The following is a 19,378-nucleotide window of genomic DNA, read 5'->3' as shown; positions in this document are numbered from 1 at the left end:
CGGCCGCCGCGCACGGCCGGTGGCCGTGTCAGAGGGCCCGGTTGTCAGCCACCCTCCCTACGCTGGCCGCATGACCGCACAGAGCACGCCGGAGCACGGCTTCCCCGCCCGGATCAGCATCGTCACCCTCGGGGTCTCCGACCTCGACCGCAGCGCCCGCTTCTACGAGGACCTCGGCTGGAAGCGCTCCGCCGCCTCCAGCCCGGAGATCGTCTGGTTCCGCACCGCCGACTCGGTGCTCGGCCTCTTCCCCAGCGAGGAGCTGGCCGCCGACGCGGGCGTGCCCGCGACCGGCGAGCCCTCCTTCCGCGGCGTCACCCTCGCGGTGAACCTGGAGTCCCCCGCGCTGGTGGACGCCGCACTGCGGACGGCGGTCGAGGCCGGCGCCGTGGTCGTCAAGCCGCCGGTCCCGACCAGTTGGGGCGGCTACTCCGGCTACTTCGAGGACCCGGACGGCCACCTGTGGGAGCTGGCCCACAACCCGTTCTTCCCCTTCACCGAGGACGGCTCGCTGGACCTCCCGTAGCCCTAGTTCCGGGAGCGCGCCTTGAAGGCCGCCTTGCGCGCCTCCTTGGCCAGCGCCCGGTCCGGGTGCAGCTCGCCGATCGCCTCCAGGACGTCCGCCGTGTACGGGTGGTCGACCCGCCACAGCTCGCCGAACCACGCCGCCGGATCGCCGTTCACCGGCAGGTCGGTGATCAGCTCGCGCAGCAGCTCGGTGTCGCCGCCGCTGTCCAGCAGCTGGGCGGCGAAGGTGTCGACCACCGTCCACAGCGCCATCGCCCGGTCCGGCACCGGCACGTCCGAGGCGCCCTGCGCGGCCAGCCAGGCCCGCGCCGCGCCGCCCAGCTCCGGGTCGTCCAGCACCTCCCGGACGGCGGGCTCGGCACCCGGCCCCAGCAGGTCGAGCGCCGAGACGGACAGCATCCGGCGCAGCGGCGCGTACCCGTCGGCGCCGCGGGCCGCCGCCAGCAGCTCGCGGGCCGCCGCGAGCGGCTCCCGGCCGGCCACCCAGACCTTCAGCTCCTCCTCCGGCAGCACGTTGGCCGACTCGCACACCCCGCGCAGCAGCTCCGCCGCGTCCCCCTGGGCCAGCTCGCCGACCAGCGGCGCGTCGTAGCCGTCCTCCAGCAGCCACTGCCGGATGCCGTACTGGCCGAGCGGGGTGAGCCGGACCAGCCCGAAGCGGGCCGACTCCTCCTCGTCCAGCGGCGCCTCGCCGACGAGGGCGGGCTCCTCGCCCTCCTCCTCGTCGAACAGCTCCGGGTCGATCGGGCGGTAGTCCAGCAGGCCCAGCTCGGCGAGGTCGCCCAGCATCGGGTCCAGGGCGACCATCACATCGGTGATGTCGCCGAGCAGCTCCTCGCTCGGCTCCTCGCCCTCCGGCACCACCAGCAGCGCGGCCAGCACGCCCAGCGGCACCGTCTCGTTGCCGGGCTCGGCGAAGGCGGTGGTCTCGTACAGCACCTGCAGCGCCTCGTCGAGCAGCTCGGCGGCGGCGTCCCGGGCCTCCTCGACCTCGTTCAGTCCGTCCTCGTCCTCGCCCTCCGCCTCGGTTTCGGTCTCCTCCTCCGGGAGCGAGTCCGCCTCCACCGCCAGCTCCCGGACGATCCCGGCGGCGGTCAGCCACAGCTCCAGGACGGTGTCCGGGTCCCCCTGCTCGGCGGGCTCCAGATCCGGCCCGGGCACCGCGACGTGCTCCCCGGCCGCGGTCGTCCCCAGCTCCACCAGGTCCAGGTCGCAGGCCAGCGACCAGGCCCGCAACGCCTCGACCTCGGCCTCCTCGGGCACCTCGCCCTCGGCCGGGGCCAGGCCCAGCAGCCGCGCCGCCGCGGGGCGGTCCTCCTCGACCAGGTCGCCGAACTCGTCCACCGCCCGGTGCGGGGCGGCCCAGCGGGCCAGCGCCAGGGCGTAGCCGAACATCGCTACGGCCTTCGCCTGCTCGGCCAGCTCGCTCTCGGCCGGCAGCTTCACCGGCGGTACCAGGACGGCCGCGTCGTCCAGGTCCTCGTCGTCCAGACCGTGCGCGGCGAACGCCCCGTAGAGGTCCTGGAGCTCCATGTCAGCGGGCAGGACCGCTTCGGCCGCGCCCTCTCCCGCCGAAGCTCCTGCGTTCTTCCGACGTCGTCCGGCCATCGTCGTGCGCTCTCCCTCAGCCAGCGGTCAGCCCAAACAGCTCCGCGTACCGATCTACCACCTCAGCGTATAGGCCGGGCACCCCCGATGCCCGGCCTCAAGGGGCGCGCGCAGGGGCGCGCGCCGAAACCGTGCGCCCACCCCTTATCCTTCGCAGTGGTACCGCGCACAACCCCGCGCGGGCCGTAGGGCAACGAAGCCCTCCTCTCTCAGCTCATCCGCTCCACCAGGGAGCCCCGCACCGCGGCCACCACCACAGCGCCTCAGGACGGGCGCGCCGGCACACCCCGCCGACCCCGGTGGTGCCCTGCCACAGGAGACCCCTCACATGGCGGACCTCTCCCCCGCCGGCTCCGGCCTGCGCACCGCGCAGTTCGACGGACGCCGACTGTCGGAGGCCCTGCTCCCCCTGGAGCTCGCGCCACGCGCCCAGCTCCAGCTCGCCGCGATCAGCCGCTGGAACGCGCTGCGCGGCGTCCGCGTCGGCCTGGTGGCCGCCGCCCTGCTGTTCATGCTGATCGGTGCCAACCTGGCGACGCCGATCTACCCGCTGCTCCAGCAGCGCCTCGGACTCGGCCCGCTCGACACCACGATCCTCTTCACGATCTACGTGTTCGCGCTGGTCCCGGTGCTGGCCATCGTCGGCCACTGGTCCGATCACCTGGGCCGCCGCGCCCTGATCCTGCCCGCGGTCGCGCTGGCCGCCGCCGGCGACGTCGTGTTCGCCACCTCCGGCAGCTTCTGGCAGCTCGCCGCCGGCCGGGCGATCCAGGGCATAGCCGTCGGCCTGTCCACCGGCGCCGCCGGGGCCGCCCTCGGCGACCTGCTGCCCGACCACCCGACCCTGGCCGCCAAGCTCACCCTGGCCTGTTCCGCCGGCGGCGTCGCGCTCGGCCCCGTGGTCGGCGCCCTGCTGTCCGGCGGCTCCGACCCACTGCTGACGCCCTTCCTGCTGCACGCCATCGCCCTGCTGGCGCTCTGCGTGCCGCTCGCCGTGGTCCACCCCCGGATGCCCGGCCGCAACCGCCCTCCGGCCTCCCCGCCCCGGATCACCACCCCGGCCCACCTGCGCCCGCAGCGGCTCGCCCTGCCGGTCGCCGGCCGCCGCGAGTTCCTGCTCGCCGCATCCGCCGGGTTCATCTCGTACGGGGTCTTCGGCGTCTACCTGGCCCTGGCCCCGGCCTTCTCCGCCAAGCTGCTGCACACCCCCTCGCACCTGACCGGCGCGATCGTGGCCGCCCTGCTGCTCGGCTCCTCGGCCGCCGCCCAGCTGATCGTCCCGCCGACCGCCGACCGCACGGTGATCGCCCTCGGCATGACCGGACTGGCCACCGGCCTCGCCCTGGTCGTCGCCGCCGGGTACACCGGCACCCCGGCGCTGCTCTTCATCGGCAGCGTCCTCGGCGGCATCTGCCAGGGCGTGGCCTTCCGCTCGCTGTTCACCACCGCCGTCGCCGCGATGAACCCGGAACGCCGGGGCTCCGAACTGAGCGCCCTCTGGATCATCGTCTACCTCGGCAGCTCCGCCCCCATCATCGGCGTGGGCGCCCTGGTCCAGCAGTACGGCCTCCTTCCCGCCGTCAGCGGCTTCGCCGCCCTCGCGGCGCTCCTCTGCGCCGCCCTCGCGGTGGCCGTCGCCCGCTCCCCCCAGCGCGCCTGACCAGCACGAAACACCGCTGCCCGGGACTTCTTCGGAAGTCCCGGGCAGCGGCATTTCACCCCGAACCCACCGAACCCACCGAGCGCACCGAGCGCACCGTCAACCACCTCCTCGGCCGGCAAGACCTTCTCCTTCACCGGCCGGGAGGTCGGCTGGGTCAAGCCGTGTTCGCCTATCGACAAGGCGTTGATGTCAGCTTTTCACCGGCAGATCACAGCCCTTGCGGTCGGCGGCATACTGCTCGTCGCTCGGGGTGCCGCAGGCCCCCTCCAGATAGCCCTGCGCGAGAGCAACACAGAACTGCGCACCCCGATCACCCCGCGCACCCGACTGCGCTGATCAAGAAGCAATCGGCGTACACCCCCTGGTTCACGCCCGCCGATGGCATTGCCCAGGCACACATTTCCCGAGCGGCGCTGCCGAGTTGATGCCAGCGCCCGGGTCCAATGATCACAGCCAGAACCAGCCGATTATTATCGGACAGTAATCATTTCCGGGGGGACGCTGGTTACGGACGACACCCCTGGGCCGACTGCGGGGGGAACACATGTCGGACCCTGATCTGTCCTTGGAGTTCAAGGTCAAGCCAGCCGAGCTGGACGGCTGCGGACAGAGCGCCCAGCACACGGGCGGTCTCATACCGGGCGAGACCTCGAAGATCACCGAGCCGTGCAGCCAGGCCGCCTCCGGCCTGCAGGGCTTTCTCACCGCCACCGCCATCACGAACTGCGGCACGAACTGGAAGACGCTGCTGGACAAACTCGGCGGCGACATGGGCGACGTCGGTACCAAGCTCGCCACGACGGCCGCCTACTACCGCCAGGCCGAGCAGAACGCCCACAACAGCATGCGGAACCCGAACGCGCCCGCTCCGACCGAGCCGGACCCCTTCGACACCACCGTCGTCCCGGGCCCGGTGAAGCCCGCCAGGGCGAAGGCGGCCGAGTAACCCATGGACATCAAGACCCTCCACGACGCGGACGTCATCGGCATCACCACCGCAAAGACAGCCTTCGACACCCTGGCCACCGCCTTCGGCCAGCACGTCGAGAACTGGCAGCACGAGGTCATCGACCGGCTGAGCCACTCCGAGTGGACCGGCACCGCCGCCGGGCACGCCAACACCCGGATCCAGACCCTGCACAACGAACTCCAGGCCGCCCAGCAGGAGATCGGACTCGTCAGCCGGGCCCTGCAGGACGCCTACGACGGCTTCGCCGCCGCCCAGGCGCACCTGATCAGCGCCCTCGACGACGCCAAGACCCACAAGCTGACCGTCGCCGACGACGGCGGGATCACCTGGGACAAGGACCCCAACTCCCCGAACTTCGCCGGCAACGACGCCGATTCACAGGTCCAGCAGATCCAGGCCCGGATCACTGCCGCGCTCAACGAGGCCGACCACGCCGACCAGACCATCAACGCCCGACTCGCCCACCTGGCCACCAACGCGAGCAACGGCACCGGCCTCGACTCCGCCACCGCGAAGGCCGACACCGACGCCGCGAACGCGCTCCAGCAGGCCCCCGCCGCCGGCACCGATCCGAACAGCGTCAAGGCCTGGTGGAACAGCCTGACCGACGCTCAGCAGCAGCGGATGATCCTCAACCACCCGGACCAGATCGGGAACCTCGACGGCATCCCCGCCGCCGTCCGGAACAAGGCCAACCAGACCAACCTGAAGAACCTGATACAGAACTACAACCTCCAACTCACCAACCTCGGCCCCGAGCCGAAGAAGATGCTGAGCGTCGCCGAGACCAATGGCGGGCCGGTGGAGAACCCCGACTACACGGAGTGGAAGCGCAAGCGCGACGCCCTGCAGGAGAAGCTCGACGGCTTCCAGAACATTCAGAAGCGGCTCGACGGCAAGTTGGACGATGGTTTGGGCGGGCCGGGCTCCAACCCGCCGCTGCTGTTGCTGGGGATCGGCGATCAGGGGCAGGGCCGCGCGATCATCTCCTGGGGTGACCCGGACAAGGCCAAGAACGTCTCGTCATTGGTGCCCGGGCTGAACAGCACCCTGGCCGGCGTCGGAGGGGGCGATGCCAAGACGGCGAAGCGCATCTACGATTCCGCGGTGAAGAGTGCGAATGACAACCTGGAGCCGGCGCCGAGCATCGCGTCCGTGTTCTGGCTGGGGTACGACGCGCCGCAGTTGGACGGCCCCTCGGTGCTCATGAAGGACCGGGCGGTCGAGGGCGGGGCCGCGTACAACCAGTTCCTGGCCGGGCTCCGGGCCACCCACGAGGGGGCGCCGGCGCACGTGACCGCGCAGGGGCACAGCTACGGGTCACTGGTCGTCGGGCAGGCGACCCAGCACCCCGGCGGTCTGGCCGCCGACGACATCATCCTGGTCGGCAGCCCGGGTGTCGGGGTGGACAAGGCGTCACAGCTCGGGGTCGGTGCGGATCACGTGTACGTCGGCACGGCCAAGAATGATCCCGTCGCGGCCGCGCCGGCCCCCGGGATGTTCGTTCCCGGTTGGGCTGCGTACGAGGCGATCACCAATCCCGACGGGTTGTGGCACGGCACGGACCCGGCAAGCCAGGGCTTCGGCGCGCAGCGCTTCTCGGTAGCGGACGGGACCATTACCGACTCCCATGACAACTACTTCGGGAAGGACCACAAGGGCGGCGACTCGCTCCCCAACATCGGGAAGATCGTCAGCGGTCACGGGAACACGATCACCCGGGAGGATCCGAGGTGAGGGTCGCGATACGGCGCATGACCGTGCCGGGGGTACTGCTGGCGCTCCTGGTCGGCTGGTACGCCTGGCCGGAGTCCGCAGAACCCACCGCGCCGGTCGACCAGGCGCAGCACCGGATCGAGGCCGAACTCGCCGACGTCGCAGGGGCCTTCCACCCGGAGCTCCAGTGGGCCGAGGCCAGGTACGAAAGCGACCCCGACTTGACCGGATTCTGCGGTACGTCCGGGTGCAAGAAGACGGGTCGGTCGGAAATGATCGCCAATCAGGCGGCCCGAGTCCGGATCACTTCCGAGCGGATTCAGGAGCCGCTCGACATCATCCAGGCGCTCTGGACCGGAAAGGGCTACTCAGTCGATCGCCACAAGGGCTCGGTGGAGGTGAAGGGCTCGGGGTTCACCCTTTGGTTCACCGTGGGTGTGGAGGGTTGCGCCAAGGTCCGGGCCACTGTGGCCGATGTCACCGACATCAGCAATCCCGACGGGACCGGCGGGTTCGGCCAGGGACCGCTGGACTACGCCGCCCAGTGCGCGACGGTCGACGACCCCTACTGGTCGCACTGACACCGCAAACCCGCCCGGCGCGCAGCGCTTCTCGGTGGCGGACGGGTCAGTGGACGACTCCCATGACAACTACTTCGGCAAGGACAACAAGGGCGGGCGGCGACTCGCTCCCCAACATCGGGAAGATCGTGAGCGGCCACGGGAACACGATCACCAGGGAGGATCCGAGGTGAGAGCCGCAGCATGGCGCACGACCGTGCCGGCGGTCCTGCTGGCACTCCTGATCGGCTGGTACGCCTGGCCGGAGCCCGAGGAACCCACCGCGCCGGTCGAGCAGGCGCAGCACCGGATCGAGGCCGAGCTCGCCGACGTCGCGGGGGCCTTCCACCCGGGACTCCAGTGGACCGAAGCGAGGTACTACAGCCTGGCCGACACCGCTGGGTTCTGCGGTACCCAGGGATGCAAGAAGACCGGCCGCGCGGAACTGCTGGCCGAGCAATGGGGCCGGGTCCGGATCGGGCCGGGGAAGCAGAATGAGCGGCTCGACGAGGTGCAGAAACTCTGGACCGCGAAGGGGTACGTGGTTCGACGTGAGCAGCGGCTGCTGGAGGTGAAGGATTCGCAGCAGCACCTCCAGTTCCTGATGGGCGCGGACGGCTGTGCCGAGCTGCATGTCTCCGTGGTCGATGTCGCCGACTCCACCGAGCCCGACGGCTCAGGCGGATTCGCGCAGGGGCCACCGGAGTCCATCAAGGCGGAGTGCGCGACGGTCGACGACCCCTACTGGTCGCACTGACACCGCAACCTCGCCCGGCCCGAGGAAGTCGGGCCGGGCGGGCTTGGCCACCGGATACACCACTGCCGCGCAGCCCCCGTCCCCGGAAGGGAAGGACGCGCGCGGCACCGAGTTGACGCCACTGCCCTCGCGGCCCGACTACCCCGCGCCGGCGACCAGCTGCCGCAACCGCGTCGGAGCCGGCAACCCCAGCTCCGCCCGCAGGCGCCGCTCGTAGCGTTCGACGTCCTGCAGGGCCTCGCCGGGGTTGCCCTCGGCGAGGTGGGCCCGGATCAGCGAGGCCTGACTGCTCTCGCGCAACGGGTCGGCGCGGACGGCGGCGCCGGCGGCGGCCACCGCCTCGGGGAAACGACGGGCGCCGACGAAGGCGCGGGCCAGGGCCTCAAGGGCGTGGACCCGCAGGCGCCGCCAGTTGTCGGCCTCCAGCAGCGTCCAGTCCTCGTACCAGCCCGGCAGCAGGTCCGCCGAGAGGTCCTCGACGGCCGCCAGCCCGAGCCCTGCCCGGGCGGGGCCCGCACCGGGCGCCAGGATCCGGTGGGCCAGCGTCCTCGCCTCGCGGATGTCCACGCCGACGCCGTCGGCCAACCTCAGCTCGGTCGGGCCGACCTCCAGTGCCTCCCGGCCGGCCCCCGGGAGCCGGGACAGCGCCGAGCGCAGGCTCGCGTACGCGCAGCGCTCCGCGGCGTCCGGCCAGAGCGTTCCGGCCACCAGCGCGCGCGGCACCTTCCCGTTGCAACACAGCGCCACGAAGGCGAGTAAGCGCTCCGCCCCCGCGGACAGGGCCACCGACGCGTCACCGACCGAGAGGTCGAAGCCACCGAGCAGAGCGAGCCGCACGCCCGGCCCGGGAGCCGGGGAGCGCCGATCGTCGCTGGCCATCGCATCGCCGTCTCTTCGCGTACAAGATCCGCCCCTTTTCCATGCTGCGCCGCCCGCTCTGCACTGTCGACCGCAAACGCCACGTGCTCGGCGGCCCGGTCCAGCCCGTTGATCCCCGTCGGCGGCGCGGGCGGCGTCACCCGTTCGTGAGCGTGGTGCTGATCGCCGGACCCACCGGGCCCGGACCTTCCGGGCACAGCGGCGTCACGGCTGCGTCACGCCCCCAGTCACGGCTGCGTCACGCCCCCATCGGAAAGATCGCAGGTACGAGGGCGGACGGGCGGACGGATCCGCTGGGTGCACGACTCATCGCCGTGGAGCAAACGGTGCCGAGAGCGCCCGCACCCCCGCCACGGGTGGCGGCACGAGGGGCATGCCTGCGCCCTCCACAGCCCCGAGCAAGCCCGAGAAAGCCCGAGAAAGGGACCACGATGCATATCAACATCCGCACCGCGCGGCGCCTGTCAGCCGTCCTCGCCGTCCCCGTGCTGGTACTCACCGGGGGACCGATCGCCGTGGCGGTTCCCGGCACGGCGACCGTCGCACCCGCCCTCGCCCCCACCCAGGGAGACACGGGCAGCATGCTGACCCTGGTCAACCAGGCACGGGCCACTGCGGGCTGTCCGGCCCTCACCGTGAACTCCCAGCTCGTCCAGGCGGCCCAGACCCACAGCAACGACATGGCGAAGACCGGGAAGCTGTCCCACACCGGCTCCGACGGATCCAGCGCCTCTGACCGCATCACCAAAGCCGGTTACAAGTGGAGCGCCTCGGCCGAGAACATAGCCCAGGGCTACGGCAGTGCGCAGGCCACCTTCGACGGCTGGATGAACAGCTCGGGCCACAAGGGCAACATCCTCAACTGCGGCTACAAGGACACCGGCATCGCCGACACGAACGGCTACTGGACCCAGGTCTTCGGCACACCCCAGTGACCACCCGGTACCTCCCCCGCCGCCTCCACCACGTCCTCTACGAAACGGAGAACGCCGCTGCCCGGAACGGAGAACCCGTCCCGGGCAGCGGCGTTCGTACAGAACTCGGTACAGAAAAGACCTCAGACGTTGAAGCCCAGCGCCCGCAGCTGCTCGCGGCCGTCGTCGGTGATCTTGTCCGGGCCCCACGGCGGCATCCAGACCCAGTTGATCCGCAGGTCCTGCACCAGGCCGTCGGTGGCGGTCTTGGCCTGGTCCTCGATGACGTCGGTCAGCGGGCAGGCCGCCGAGGTGAGCGTCATGTCGATGGTGGCCACGTCGGACTCGTCGATGTGGATGCCGTAGATCAGGCCCAGGTTGACGACGTCGATGCCCAGTTCGGGGTCGACGACGTCCATCAGGGCCTCGGTCAGGTCCTCGACCGACACGGTGCCGGCGGTGGTGCCGACGATGACGCCGTTCGGCTGCTCCTCCGCAGTGGAGGCCTGGGCGTCGGTGGTGGTGTTCTCGTCACTCATGGTCTGTCCTCCTTCGCGGGGTCAGTCGTTGGCGGGGTGGGCGAGGGCCTGGGCGGTGGCGTCCTTCCAGGCCATCCAGCTGAGCAGGGCGCACTTGACCCGGGCCGGGTACTTGGAGACGCCGGCGAACGCGACCGCGTCCTCCAGCACCTCCTCATCGCCCTCGCCCTGGCCCTTGCTCTGCATCAGCTCCAGGAAGGCCTCCTGGACCGCCTGCGCCTCACCGACGGTCTTGCCGACCACCAGGTCGTTCAGCACCGAGGCGCTGGCCTGGCTGATCGAACAGCCCTGGGACTCGTACGAGACGTCGGCGACCGTCGCGCCGTCGAGCTTCACCCGCAGGGTGATCTCGTCGCCGCACGTCGGGTTGACGTGGTGCACTTCGGCGTCGCCGTCCCGCAGCCCCTTGCCGTGGGGATTGCGGTAGTGGTCCAGGATGATGTCCTGGTACATCGAGTCGAGCTTCATGTCCTGCGCGTCCCGTCAGCCGAAGAAGTTCCGGACGTGGTGCAGGCCGTCGATCAGCGCGTCGACCTCGCCCGGCGTCGAGTACAGGTAGAACGACGCCCGCGTGGTCGCCGGAATTCCGTACCGCAGGCAGACCGGCCGCGCGCAGTGGTGCCCGACGCGCACGGCGATGCCCTGCTCGTCCAGTACCTGACCCACGTCGTGCGGGTGGATGTCGCCGAGGGTGAAGGAGATCGCGGCGCCGCGGTCCACGGCCGTGCGCGGGCCGATGATCCGCAGGTCCGGCACCTCCAGCAGGCGCTCCACCGCGTACTCGGTGATCGCGTGCTCGTGCGCCGCGATCTTCTCCATGCCGATGCCCTGGAGGTAGTCGATGGCCGCGCCCAGCCCGACCGCCTGGGCGATCGGCGGGGTACCCGCCTCGAACTTGTGCGGCGCCGGGGCGTAGGTGGACGAGCCCATGGTGACGGTCTCGATCATCTCGCCGCCGCCCAGGAACGGCGGGAGGTCCTCCAGCAGCTCCTGGCGGCCCCACAGCACGCCGATGCCGGTCGGGGCCAGCATCTTGTGGCCGGTGAAGGCGACGAAGTCGGCCTCCAGCGCCTGCACGTCCAGCACCATGTGCGGCGCGGCCTGCGAGGCGTCGATGACGACCAGCGCGCCGACCGACTGGGCCTTGCGGACGATCGTCTCGACCGGGTTGACCGTGCCCAGCAGGTTGGAGACCAGGGTGAAGGAGACCACCTTGGTCTTCTCGGTGATCAGCTCGTCGATGTTCGACAGGTCGAGCCGGCCCTCGTCGGTCAGCCCGAACCACTTGAGCTTCGCACCGGTGCGCTGCGAGAGCAGCTGCCACGGGACGATGTTGGAGTGGTGCTCCATCTCCGTGATCACGATCTCGGAGTCGGCGTCCACCTTGTACGGCTCGTCGGCCCAACCGAGCATGTTGGCCACGAGGTTGAGCGACTCCGAGGCGTTCTTGGTGAAGATCACCTCGTTGCGGCTCGGCGCGTTGATGAACGCCGCGACCTTGTCCCGGGCGCCCTCGTACATCGCCGTGGCCTCCTCGGCGAGCACGTGCACGCCGCGGTGGACGTTGGCGTTGTGCCGCTCGTAGTAGGCGTTCAGGGCCTCCAGCACCTGGCGCGGCTTCTGCGAGGTCGCCGCGTTGTCCAGGTAGACCAGCGGCTTCCCGTCGTGCAGCACGCGCTGCAGGACCGGGAAGTCCTTGCGGATCGCGTCGGTGTCGAGCAGACCGGTCAACGGATGCGTCACTCGGATGCGCCGCCCTTCACATACGCCTCGTAGCCCTCGTTCTCCAGCTTGTCGGCCAGCTCGGCGCCGCCGGACTCGACGATGCGGCCGCCCGCGAAGACGTGGACGTAGTCGGGCTTGATGTACCGCAGGATGCGGGTGTAGTGGGTCACCAGCAGGGTGCCGACCTCGCCGGTCGAGCGGACCCGGTTGATGCCCTCGGAGACGATCCGCAGCGCGTCGACGTCCAGGCCGGAGTCGGTCTCGTCGAGGATGGCGATCTTCGGCTTGAGCAGCTCCAGCTGGAGGATCTCGTGGCGCTTCTTCTCACCGCCGGAGAAGCCCTCGTTGACGTTGCGCTCGGCGAAGGCCGGGTCCATCTGGAGGGCGGCCATCGCCTCCTTGACCTCCTTCACCCACAGCCGCAGCTTCGGGGCCTCGCCGCGGACGGCGGTGGCGGCGGTGCGCAGGAAGTTGCTGACCGAGACGCCCGGGACCTCGACCGGGTACTGCATGGCCAGGAACACGCCGGCCTTGGCACGCTCGTCGACGGACATCTCCAGGACGTCCTCGCCGTCCAGCAGCACCGAGCCGCCGGTGACGGTGTACTTGGGATGACCGGCCAGCGAGTAGGCCAGGGTGGACTTGCCGGAGCCGTTCGGACCCATGATGGCGTGGGTCTCGCCCTGCTTCACGGTCAGGTCGACGCCCTTCAGGATCTCGCGCGGGCCGTTCTCGGCCTCGACGGAGACGTGCAGGTCGCGGATTTCAAGGGTTGCCATGTGTACTCAGGACTCCTGGTTGACGGAGACGAGCACATCGTCCCCTTCGATCTTTACGGGGTAGACAGCGACCGGCTTGGTGGCGGGCAGGCCGGAGGGCTTGCCGGTGCGCAGGTCGAAGCTGGAGCCGTGCAGCCAGCACTCGATCATGCAGTCCTCGACCTCGCCCTCGGAGAGCGAGACGTTCGCGTGCGAGCAGGTGTCGTTGATCGCGAACACCCCCTCGTCGGTGCGGACGACCGAGACCGGCACGCCGTTGAGGTCCACGCGCTTGGGCACGTCCTCCTGGAGGTCGCTCAGCGCACAGGCACGGAGGAAGGTCATCGTGGTCAGACCGCCGCTTCCAGCTCGGCCTCGATCTTCTCCATGAGCTGGTCCTGCACCTCGGCCACGCCGATCTGCTGCAGCAGCTCGGCGAAGAAGCCGCGGACCACCAGGCGGCGGGCCTCGTCGGCCGGGATGCCGCGCGCCATCAGGTAGAACAGCTGCTCGTCGTCGAAGCGGCCGGTAGCCGAGGCGTGGCCGGCGCCGACGATCTCGCCGGTCTCGATCTCCAGGTTCGGGATCGAGTCGACCCGGGCGCCGTCGGTGAGCACCAGGTTCCGGTTGAGCTCGTAGGTGTCGGTGCCGAGCGCGGCGGCGCGGATCAGCACGTCGCCGACCCAGACCGCGTGGGCGTCCTGGCCCTGCAGCGCGCCCTTGTACGCCACGTTCGACCGGCAGTGCGGCGTGTCGTGGTCGATGACCAGGCGGTGCTCCAGGTGCTGGCCGGCGTCGGCGAAGTACAGGCCGAACAGCTCGGCCTCGCCGCCGGGGCCCGCGTAGTTGACCCGCGGGTGCAGCCGGACCAGGTCGCCGCCGAAGGTGACGACGACGGACTTGAACGAGGCGTCCCGGCCGACCAGCGCGTTGTGCTGCGCGACGTGCACGGTGTCCCGGTCCCAGTCCTGGACGGAGACGAAGGTGAGCTTGGCGCCGTCGCCGACCAGCAGCTCGACGTTGGCGGCCCGGGTGCCGGTGCCCGCGTGGTTGAGCACCACGACGGCCTCGGCGAACGGCTTGACGTCGATCACCACGTGGGCGAAGCGGACCCCGCCCTCGGCGCGCACGTCGATCTTGACCGGCTCGGTCAGCACCGCGTCCTTGGGGACGGTGACGACGAGCGCCTGCTCGAAGGCGCTGAAGGCCTGCGCGGCGACCCGGTCGACCGGCGTGCCGGCCTTGCCCAGGCGGGCGTCGTCCCGGCCGACGGTCTCGGCGGTGACGCCGTCCGGCAGCGTGAACTCGACCTTGTCCTCACCGCGCTCGGCGGCAACGGCCGTCCCGTCGTGCAGCCCGCCGAGGCGGTGCAGCGGGGTGAACCGCCAGTCCTCCTCGCGGCCGTGCGGCACCGGGAAGTCGTTCACGTCGTACGAGGGCTTGACCGCGACGCGCGCGTCGATCGGCTGCTGGACCCCGGTCCGGCCGGTGCCGGGGCCGGCGAGCTGCGCGCCCGCGCCGGCGGTGCCGACCTCGATCGAACCGGCGGTGGTGGAGCCGGTGGTGTTCTGAACCTCAGCCATGGCTGTTCGTTGTGCTCTCTTCCTCAAAAGTCGGACGGGGTCGCGTGCGGCTGGACGTCAGCCGACGGCGCCCTCCATCTGCAGCTCGATCAGCCGGTTGAGCTCCAGCGCGTACTCCATCGGCAGCTCACGCGCGATCGGCTCGACGAAGCCGCGGACGATCATCGCCATCGCCTCGGTCTCGGTGAGACCGCGGCTCATCAGGTAGAACAGCTGGTCCTCGCTGACCTTGGAGACGGTCGCCTCGTGGCCCATGGACACGTCGTCCTCGCGGACGTCCACGTACGGGTAGGTGTCCGAGCGGGAGATGGTGTCGACCAGCAGCGCGTCGCACAGCACGTTGGACTTGGCGCCGTGCGAGCCCTCGCCGATCTCGATCAGACCGCGGTAGGAGGTCCGGCCGCCGCCGCGCGCCACCGACTTGGAGACGATGTGCGAGGAGGTGTTCGGCGCCATGTGGACCATCTTGGCGCCGGCGTCCTGGTGCTGGCCCTCGCCCGCGAAGGCGATCGACAGGGTCTCGCCGTTGGCGTGCTCGCCCATCAGGTAGACGGCCGGGTACTTCATGGTGACCTTGGAGCCGATGTTGCCGTCGACCCACTCCATGGTCGCGCCCTCGTACGCCACGGCGCGCTTGGTGACCAGGTTGTAGACGTTGTTCGACCAGTTCTGGATGGTCGTGTAGCGGCAGCGGCCGCCCTTCTTGACGATGATCTCCACAACCGCCGAGTGCAGCGAGTCGGAGGAGTAGATCGGCGCGGTGCAGCCCTCGACATAGTGGACGTAGGCGTCCTCGTCGACGATGATCAGCGTCCGCTCGAACTGGCCCATGTTCTCGGTGTTGATCCGGAAGTAGGCCTGCAGCGGGATGTCGACGTGCACGCCCTTCGGCACGTAGATGAACGAGCCGCCGGACCACACGGCCGTGTTCAGCGCGGCGAACTTGTTGTCGCCGGCCGGGATGACGGTGCCGAAGTACTCCTTGAACAGCTCCGGGTGCTCGCGCAGCGCGGTGTCGGTGTCCAGGAAGATGACGCCCTGCTCCTCCAGGTCCTCGCGGATCTGGTGGTAGACGACCTCCGACTCGTACTGGGCGGCGACACCGGCGACCAGGCGCTGCTTCTCCGCCTCCGGGATGCCGAGCTTGTCGTAGGTGGCCTTGATGTCCGCGGGCAGGTCCTCCCAGGACTCGGCCTGCTTCTCGGTGGAGCGGACGAAGTACTTGATGTTGTCGAAGTCGATGCCGGAGAGGTCGGAGCCCCAGGTCGGCATGGGCTTCTTGCCGAACAGCTTCAGGCCCTTGAGCCGCAGGTTCAGCATCCACTCGGACTCGTTCTTCTTCGCGGAGATGTCGCGGACGACCTCCTCGCTGAGCCCGCGCTTGGCCGCGGCACCGGCGGTGTCCGGGTCGGCCCAGCCGTACTCGTAATTGCCCAGGCCCTCGAGCTCGGGGTGCGAAACGGTGTCAGTCATGCGAGCTTCCTAACGCGCGGACGCTGAATCTTCGGTGGACGTACCGGCAGTCGGCACTGCATCGGAGCCGCGGCCCGCCGGGGGCTGGGCAGGCGACGATGCGGCACCGGGTGCCGGCACATAGGTGGTGCAGACCCCGTCGCCGTGGGCGATGGTGGCCAGCCGTTGCACATGGGTGCCCAGGAGCTGGGAGAAGACCTCGGTCTCCGCCTCGCAGAGCTGCGGGAACTGCTCGGCGATGTGCGCGACCGGGCAGTGGTGCTGGCAGAGCTGGGCGCCCGCCGGGGCCTTGGCCACGGCCGACGGGACACGCCGCACCGTGGCAGCGTACCCGTCCGCGCTCAGCGCCTGGGCGAGGGCCTCCGGGCGTTCCTGCGCCTCGGCCCGGGCCAGGGTCTCCTGGTACTTCTCGCCCTGCTTGCCGAACCGGGCGCGGGCGAAGGCGGCGACCGCCTCCTCGCCCGCCTTGCCGCCGCCGACCGCGTCCGAGATCCAGCGCAGCGCGTCGGCCGCGAGCTGGTCGTAGGCCTGGTAGAAGGCGTCCCGGCCGGCGTCGGTGAGGGCGAAGACCTTGGCCGGACGGCCGCGGCCCCGGCTGCCGTAGACCCGCTGTTCGCGGGACTCGACCAGGCCGGTGGCGGCCAGCCCGTCGAGGTGGCGGCGGACGGCCGCGGCGGTGAGGCCGAGCCGGTTCGCCAGGTCGGCGGCGGAGGAGGGGCCGTGGTCCAGGATCGAGCGGGCGACCCGGTCACGGGTGGCGCGGTGGCCCTCCAGCAGCACCTCGGCCGCCGTCACGGGCACGTCGCAGTCGGGGGCCGACTCGGCCTCCCGCTGCGTGTCGTGCTCGCGCATGTTTTTCACAACACCAGTGTTGCGTAATTACTCGCGCCGGGACAAGCCGTGATCCAGGCCTCACTGGTGTCATCTATCACGCAGGTAAGGCTTACCTGGCCTGCGTAAACGATCACTGAGGGCGATGTCCGGCCTGCGTGTTCGCCCCTCTTAGACTCGCCGGTATGCACTCCGAACCCGCGGTCCAGATCGCCGGGCTGGTCAAGCGCTACGGCGACAAGTCGGCCGTGGACGGTCTCGACCTCACCATCGCGACCGGCGCGATCACCGCCGTCCTCGGCCCCAACGGCGCCGGCAAGACCACCACCATCGAGACCTGCGAGGGCTACCGCCGCCCCGACGCCGGCACCGTCCGCGTCCTCGGCCTCGACCCGGTCGGCCAGAACGCCCAGCTGCGTCCCCGGATCGGCGTCATGCTGCAGTCCGGCGGCGTGTACGCGGGCGCCCGCGCCGTCGAGATGCTGCGGCACACCGCCAAGCTGCACGCCCACCCGCTGGACGTGGACGCCCTGGTCGAACGCCTCGGCCTCGGCTCCTGCGGCCGCACCACCTACCGCCGGCTCTCCGGCGGCCAGCAGCAGCGGCTCGCCCTGGCGATGGCCGTGGTCGGCCGCCCCGAGCTGGTCTTCCTGGACGAGCCCACGGCCGGCCTCGACCCGCAGGCCCGCCGCGCCACCTGGGAGCTGGTTCGCGACCTGCGCCGGGACGGCGTCACCGTGGTGGTCACCACCCACCACATGGACGAGGCCGAGCAGCTCGCCGACCGCGTCGCCATCGTCGACCGCGGCAAGGTGATCGCCGACGGCACGACCGAGGAGCTGTGCCGCGGCGGCGCCGAGAACGCCCTGCGCTTCGACGGCCCGCCCGGACTCGACCTCGGCCCGCTGCTCAAGGAGCTGCCCGCGGGCGCCACCGCCGTCGAGACCGCCCCCGGCAGCTACCGCGTCGAGGCGCCGGTGGACCCGAAGCTGGTCGCCACCGTCACCGGCTGGTGCGCGGCCTCCGGCGTCCTGCCCGAGCGGCTGTCCGTGCAGCGCCGCAGCCTCGAAGACGTCTTCCTCGACCTGACCGGACGGGAGCTCCGCTCGTGACGACCGACTACTCCCCGAAGCCGGGGGCGGCCCCGGTCGGCCGGATGCTGCTGGCCCAGACCGCCTTCGAGACCAGGATGCTGCTGCGCAACGGCGAGCAGCTGCTGCTCACCGTGGTCATCCCGACCGTGCTGCTGGTGCTGTTCTCCGCCGTGGACATCGTCGCGGTGGAGGGCCCCGGCAAGCGGGTCGACTTCCTGGCGCCCGGCCTGCTCGCGCTCGCCGTGATGTCCACCGCCTTCACCGGGCAGGCCATCGCGACCGGCTTCGAGCGCCGCTACGGCGTGCTCAAGCGGCTCGGCGCCAGCCCGCTGCCGCGCTGGACGCTGCTGACCGCCAAGACCGGCTGTGTGCTGGTCACCGAGGCGCTGCAGGTCGCCCTGCTGTCGGTGATCGCGCTGGCGCTCGGCTGGTCCCCGCAGGGCAACCCCTTGGCCGTCGCCGCTCTGCTGGTCCTCGGCACCGCCGCCTTCTCCGGGCTCGGCCTACTGATGGCCGGCACCTTGAAGGCCGAGGCCACGCTGGCCGGCGCCAACTTGGTGTTCATCCTGCTGCTGCTGGCCGGCGGGGTGATCGTGCCGCTCAGCAGGTTCCCCTCGGCCGTGCAGTCGGTGCTGGAACTGCTGCCGATCTCGGCACTCTCGGACGGCCTGCGGTCGGTGCTCCAGCACGGCGCCGGGGTGCCCTGGTCGGACCTCGGCATCCTGGCCGGCTGGGCCGTCCTCGGTCTGGCCGCGGCCGCCAGGTTCTTCCGCTGGGAATAGCCCGCGCCAGCCAACGCACAACGCCCCCCGGCCACGTGAGGTCGGGGGGCGTTGGCGCTTTCAGCCGACGGTGCGTCAGCCCTGGCTGCCGCCGCGGCGCTTGCGGGCGAGCAGCACGAGCGCGCCGCCGACCAGCAGCACGCCGCCGCCGACCGCCGCGATCAGCGGGGTGGCATCGCTGCTACCGGTCTGGGCGAGCGCGGGGGCACTGGTGGCGGGCGCCGGGGCGGCCGGGGTCTTGCTCGGGGTGGGGGTGACCGACGGGGTCGGGGTGGCCGAGGAGGTGCCCGACGGGGTGGTGCTCGGCGTCGGGGCCGGGGTCGGCGTCTGGGTGGGCGTCGGCGTGGGGGTGGGGGTCTGGGTGGGGGTCTGGGTGGGAGTGGGGGTCGGAGTCGGCGTGTGGCACGGCTCGATGGTCTTGGTCTCGTTGATGTTCCAGCCCTTCTCGTTCGGGTTCTCCGTGGTGGAGACCACCAGGTTCGCCTTGATCGGGGCCGTGTGGTCCTTCACCGGGAAGGTGCCGTGGTACTCCGCGGGGAAGGTCTTGGCGTCCAGGACCTTCTCGCCGTCGATGGTGAGGCTGACGGTGTTCTTCACGTCAGGCTTGGGGCTGTAGTTGATCAGATCGATCACGACCTTGTCGCAGGTCACCGACCAGGTCGGTACGTGCGCCGAGGCATTGGTGGCCAACGCCAGGGGCAGGAGAAAACCGGCCGCCGCCGTGCCGGCGAGTGCCGTCGCACCGATCCGAATGTGCCGCTGCTGTCGCGCCATTACGCTGTTCCCCTCCGAACGGTCTTGCGCAGCAGGCGTGTTGAAGTGGATCGCGGTGGCCCGCTACGGATGTCCGGCGGACTCTACCGGCACTCCCGCACCTCGCCACACCCCGCCGCACGACCGGATTTCGTCTGTCGGCCCGTTCCCGGATGTGCTTGACCAGCCCATCACACCCGCCACCTCGCAGAACGCGGATTCGGCAAACTTGAATGAACTTCGTC

At 70.8% G+C, this 19,378-nt stretch carries 21 protein-coding genes; 10 read left to right on the top strand and 11 right to left on the bottom strand.

What is annotated here, in order from left to right:
• Window positions 1-70: 70 nt before the first annotated feature.
• Window positions 71-526, top strand: coding sequence for a VOC family protein (locus tag ACFQ87_RS14255; protein WP_380611003.1), 456 nt, complete (start codon window positions 71-73; stop codon window positions 524-526).
• 2 nt (window positions 527-528) lie between these two features.
• On the opposite strand, the gene ACFQ87_RS14250 is transcribed toward ACFQ87_RS14255, so the two are convergent.
• Window positions 529-2,061, bottom strand: a complete 1,533-nt coding sequence (locus ACFQ87_RS14250; protein ID WP_380611002.1) for a hypothetical protein — start codon at window positions 2,059-2,061, stop codon at window positions 529-531.
• A gap of 403 nt (window positions 2,062-2,464) precedes the next feature.
• On the opposite strand from ACFQ87_RS14250, the gene ACFQ87_RS14245 reads away from it, so the two are divergent.
• The 6 genes from ACFQ87_RS14245 (at window position 2,465) to ACFQ87_RS14220 (ending at window position 7,802) form a co-directional block, all read left to right on the top strand.
• On the top strand, window positions 2,465-3,796 hold the full coding sequence (locus tag ACFQ87_RS14245) for an MFS transporter (RefSeq protein ID WP_380611001.1): 1,332 nt from the start codon (window positions 2,465-2,467) through the stop codon (window positions 3,794-3,796).
• A gap of 189 nt (window positions 3,797-3,985) precedes the next feature.
• Window positions 3,986-4,135: a hypothetical protein gene (locus ACFQ87_RS14240; protein WP_380611000.1), complete on the top strand. Its 150-nt coding sequence runs from the start codon at window positions 3,986-3,988 to the stop codon at window positions 4,133-4,135.
• 208 nt (window positions 4,136-4,343) lie between these two features.
• A complete protein-coding gene (locus ACFQ87_RS14235) occupies window positions 4,344-4,745 on the top strand; it encodes a hypothetical protein (protein ID WP_380610998.1) in 402 nt (133 codons plus the stop codon).
• A gap of 3 nt (window positions 4,746-4,748) precedes the next feature.
• Window positions 4,749-6,506, top strand: a complete 1,758-nt coding sequence (locus ACFQ87_RS14230; RefSeq protein ID WP_380610997.1) for an alpha/beta hydrolase — start codon at window positions 4,749-4,751, stop codon at window positions 6,504-6,506.
• Window positions 6,503-7,066: a hypothetical protein gene (locus tag ACFQ87_RS14225; RefSeq protein WP_380610995.1), complete on the top strand. Its 564-nt coding sequence runs from the start codon at window positions 6,503-6,505 to the stop codon at window positions 7,064-7,066. The genes ACFQ87_RS14230 and ACFQ87_RS14225 overlap by 4 nt, the downstream gene beginning before the upstream one ends.
• Before the next feature lie 169 nt (window positions 7,067-7,235).
• On the top strand, window positions 7,236-7,802 hold the full coding sequence (locus ACFQ87_RS14220) for a hypothetical protein (protein ID WP_380610994.1): 567 nt from the start codon (window positions 7,236-7,238) through the stop codon (window positions 7,800-7,802).
• 138 nt (window positions 7,803-7,940) lie between these two features.
• Here ACFQ87_RS14220 and ACFQ87_RS14215 read toward each other — a convergent pair whose 3' ends face one another.
• The gene (locus tag ACFQ87_RS14215; RefSeq protein WP_380610993.1) at window positions 7,941-8,681 is read right to left on the bottom strand and encodes a BTAD domain-containing putative transcriptional regulator; all 741 of its coding nucleotides are present in this window, start codon (window positions 8,679-8,681) and stop codon (window positions 7,941-7,943) included.
• Between the two features lie 431 nt (window positions 8,682-9,112).
• On the opposite strand from ACFQ87_RS14215, the gene ACFQ87_RS14210 reads away from it, so the two are divergent.
• Window positions 9,113-9,616: a CAP domain-containing protein gene (locus ACFQ87_RS14210; protein ID WP_380610992.1), complete on the top strand. Its 504-nt coding sequence runs from the start codon at window positions 9,113-9,115 to the stop codon at window positions 9,614-9,616.
• A gap of 122 nt (window positions 9,617-9,738) precedes the next feature.
• Here the strand turns inward: ACFQ87_RS14210 and ACFQ87_RS14205 are convergent, their stop codons facing one another.
• Genes ACFQ87_RS14205 through ACFQ87_RS14170 form a run of 8 tightly spaced genes read right to left on the bottom strand, consistent with a single transcriptional unit; the run spans window position 9,739 to window position 16,525 of the window.
• Window positions 9,739-10,134, bottom strand: a complete 396-nt coding sequence (locus ACFQ87_RS14205; protein ID WP_380610991.1) for a metal-sulfur cluster assembly factor — start codon at window positions 10,132-10,134, stop codon at window positions 9,739-9,741.
• Between the two features lie 21 nt (window positions 10,135-10,155).
• The gene (sufU, locus tag ACFQ87_RS14200; RefSeq protein ID WP_380610990.1) at window positions 10,156-10,602 is read right to left on the bottom strand and encodes a Fe-S cluster assembly sulfur transfer protein SufU; all 447 of its coding nucleotides are present in this window, start codon (window positions 10,600-10,602) and stop codon (window positions 10,156-10,158) included.
• A gap of 15 nt (window positions 10,603-10,617) precedes the next feature.
• Window positions 10,618-11,877: a cysteine desulfurase gene (locus tag ACFQ87_RS14195; RefSeq protein WP_380610989.1), complete on the bottom strand. Its 1,260-nt coding sequence runs from the start codon at window positions 11,875-11,877 to the stop codon at window positions 10,618-10,620.
• On the bottom strand, window positions 11,874-12,638 hold the full coding sequence (gene sufC / locus ACFQ87_RS14190; protein ID WP_030290237.1) for a Fe-S cluster assembly ATPase SufC: 765 nt from the start codon (window positions 12,636-12,638) through the stop codon (window positions 11,874-11,876). Before sufC ends, ACFQ87_RS14195 begins: the two co-directional genes overlap by 4 nt.
• 6 nt (window positions 12,639-12,644) lie before the next feature.
• Window positions 12,645-12,962, bottom strand: a complete 318-nt coding sequence (locus tag ACFQ87_RS14185) for a bifunctional 3-phenylpropionate/cinnamic acid dioxygenase ferredoxin subunit (RefSeq protein ID WP_063349526.1) — start codon at window positions 12,960-12,962, stop codon at window positions 12,645-12,647.
• Between the two features lie 5 nt (window positions 12,963-12,967).
• Complete coding sequence (sufD, locus tag ACFQ87_RS14180; RefSeq protein ID WP_380610988.1) at window positions 12,968-14,200, bottom strand: Fe-S cluster assembly protein SufD; 1,233 nt, start codon at window positions 14,198-14,200, stop codon at window positions 12,968-12,970.
• 57 nt (window positions 14,201-14,257) lie between these two features.
• Window positions 14,258-15,673, bottom strand: a complete 1,416-nt coding sequence (gene sufB / locus ACFQ87_RS14175) for a Fe-S cluster assembly protein SufB (protein WP_380610987.1) — start codon at window positions 15,671-15,673, stop codon at window positions 14,258-14,260.
• 9 nt (window positions 15,674-15,682) lie between these two features.
• Complete coding sequence (locus ACFQ87_RS14170; protein WP_380610986.1) at window positions 15,683-16,525, bottom strand: helix-turn-helix transcriptional regulator; 843 nt, start codon at window positions 16,523-16,525, stop codon at window positions 15,683-15,685.
• Between the two features lie 164 nt (window positions 16,526-16,689).
• Here ACFQ87_RS14170 and ACFQ87_RS14165 point away from each other — a divergent pair, with 164 nt between their 5' ends.
• The gene (locus ACFQ87_RS14165; protein ID WP_380610985.1) at window positions 16,690-17,616 is read left to right on the top strand and encodes an ABC transporter ATP-binding protein; all 927 of its coding nucleotides are present in this window, start codon (window positions 16,690-16,692) and stop codon (window positions 17,614-17,616) included.
• 44 nt (window positions 17,617-17,660) lie between these two features.
• Entirely contained in the window at window positions 17,661-18,380 is a 720-nt protein-coding gene (locus tag ACFQ87_RS14160) for an ABC transporter permease (RefSeq protein ID WP_380611132.1), read from the top strand.
• A 75-nt stretch (window positions 18,381-18,455) separates the two neighbouring features.
• Here the strand turns inward: ACFQ87_RS14160 and ACFQ87_RS14155 are convergent, their stop codons facing one another.
• Window positions 18,456-19,154: an LAETG motif-containing sortase-dependent surface protein gene (locus tag ACFQ87_RS14155; RefSeq protein ID WP_380610984.1), complete on the bottom strand. Its 699-nt coding sequence runs from the start codon at window positions 19,152-19,154 to the stop codon at window positions 18,456-18,458.
• Between the last annotated feature and the right edge of the window lie 224 nt (window positions 19,155-19,378).

Origin of the sequence: Kitasatospora sp. NPDC056531, from assembly GCF_042794375.1 — a bacterium.
Classification (GTDB): Bacteria; Actinomycetota; Actinomycetes; order Streptomycetales; family Streptomycetaceae; genus Kitasatospora.
This window is presented reverse-complemented; position numbering and strand designations above follow the sequence as displayed.

Bases quoted from the DNA above. Each gene is read 5' to 3' on its own strand.
- ACFQ87_RS14255 (WP_380611003.1), top strand. From the start codon at position 71: ATGACCGCACAGAGCACGCCGGAGCACGGCTTCCCCGCCCGGATCAGC.
- ACFQ87_RS14250 (WP_380611002.1), bottom strand. From the start codon at position 2,061: ATGGAGCTCCAGGACCTCTACGGGGCGTTCGCCGCGCACGGTCTGGAC.
- ACFQ87_RS14245 (WP_380611001.1), top strand. From the start codon at position 2,465: ATGGCGGACCTCTCCCCCGCCGGCTCCGGCCTGCGCACCGCGCAGTTC.
- ACFQ87_RS14240 (WP_380611000.1), top strand. From the start codon at position 3,986: ATGTCAGCTTTTCACCGGCAGATCACAGCCCTTGCGGTCGGCGGCATA.
- ACFQ87_RS14235 (WP_380610998.1), top strand. From the start codon at position 4,344: ATGTCGGACCCTGATCTGTCCTTGGAGTTCAAGGTCAAGCCAGCCGAG.
- ACFQ87_RS14230 (WP_380610997.1), top strand. From the start codon at position 4,749: ATGGACATCAAGACCCTCCACGACGCGGACGTCATCGGCATCACCACC.
- ACFQ87_RS14215 (WP_380610993.1), bottom strand. From the start codon at position 8,681: ATGGCCAGCGACGATCGGCGCTCCCCGGCTCCCGGGCCGGGCGTGCGG.
- ACFQ87_RS14210 (WP_380610992.1), top strand. From the start codon at position 9,113: ATGCATATCAACATCCGCACCGCGCGGCGCCTGTCAGCCGTCCTCGCC.
- ACFQ87_RS14205 (WP_380610991.1), bottom strand. From the start codon at position 10,134: ATGAGTGACGAGAACACCACCACCGACGCCCAGGCCTCCACTGCGGAG.
- sufU (WP_380610990.1), bottom strand. From the start codon at position 10,602: ATGAAGCTCGACTCGATGTACCAGGACATCATCCTGGACCACTACCGC.
- sufC (WP_030290237.1), bottom strand. From the start codon at position 12,638: ATGGCAACCCTTGAAATCCGCGACCTGCACGTCTCCGTCGAGGCCGAG.
- ACFQ87_RS14185 (WP_063349526.1), bottom strand. From the start codon at position 12,962: ATGACCTTCCTCCGTGCCTGTGCGCTGAGCGACCTCCAGGAGGACGTG.
- sufD (WP_380610988.1), bottom strand. From the start codon at position 14,200: ATGGCTGAGGTTCAGAACACCACCGGCTCCACCACCGCCGGTTCGATC.
- sufB (WP_380610987.1), bottom strand. From the start codon at position 15,673: ATGACTGACACCGTTTCGCACCCCGAGCTCGAGGGCCTGGGCAATTAC.
- ACFQ87_RS14170 (WP_380610986.1), bottom strand. From the start codon at position 16,525: ATGCGCGAGCACGACACGCAGCGGGAGGCCGAGTCGGCCCCCGACTGC.
- ACFQ87_RS14165 (WP_380610985.1), top strand. From the start codon at position 16,690: ATGCACTCCGAACCCGCGGTCCAGATCGCCGGGCTGGTCAAGCGCTAC.
- ACFQ87_RS14160 (WP_380611132.1), top strand. From the start codon at position 17,661: ATGCTGCTGGCCCAGACCGCCTTCGAGACCAGGATGCTGCTGCGCAAC.
- ACFQ87_RS14155 (WP_380610984.1), bottom strand. From the start codon at position 19,154: ATGGCGCGACAGCAGCGGCACATTCGGATCGGTGCGACGGCACTCGCC.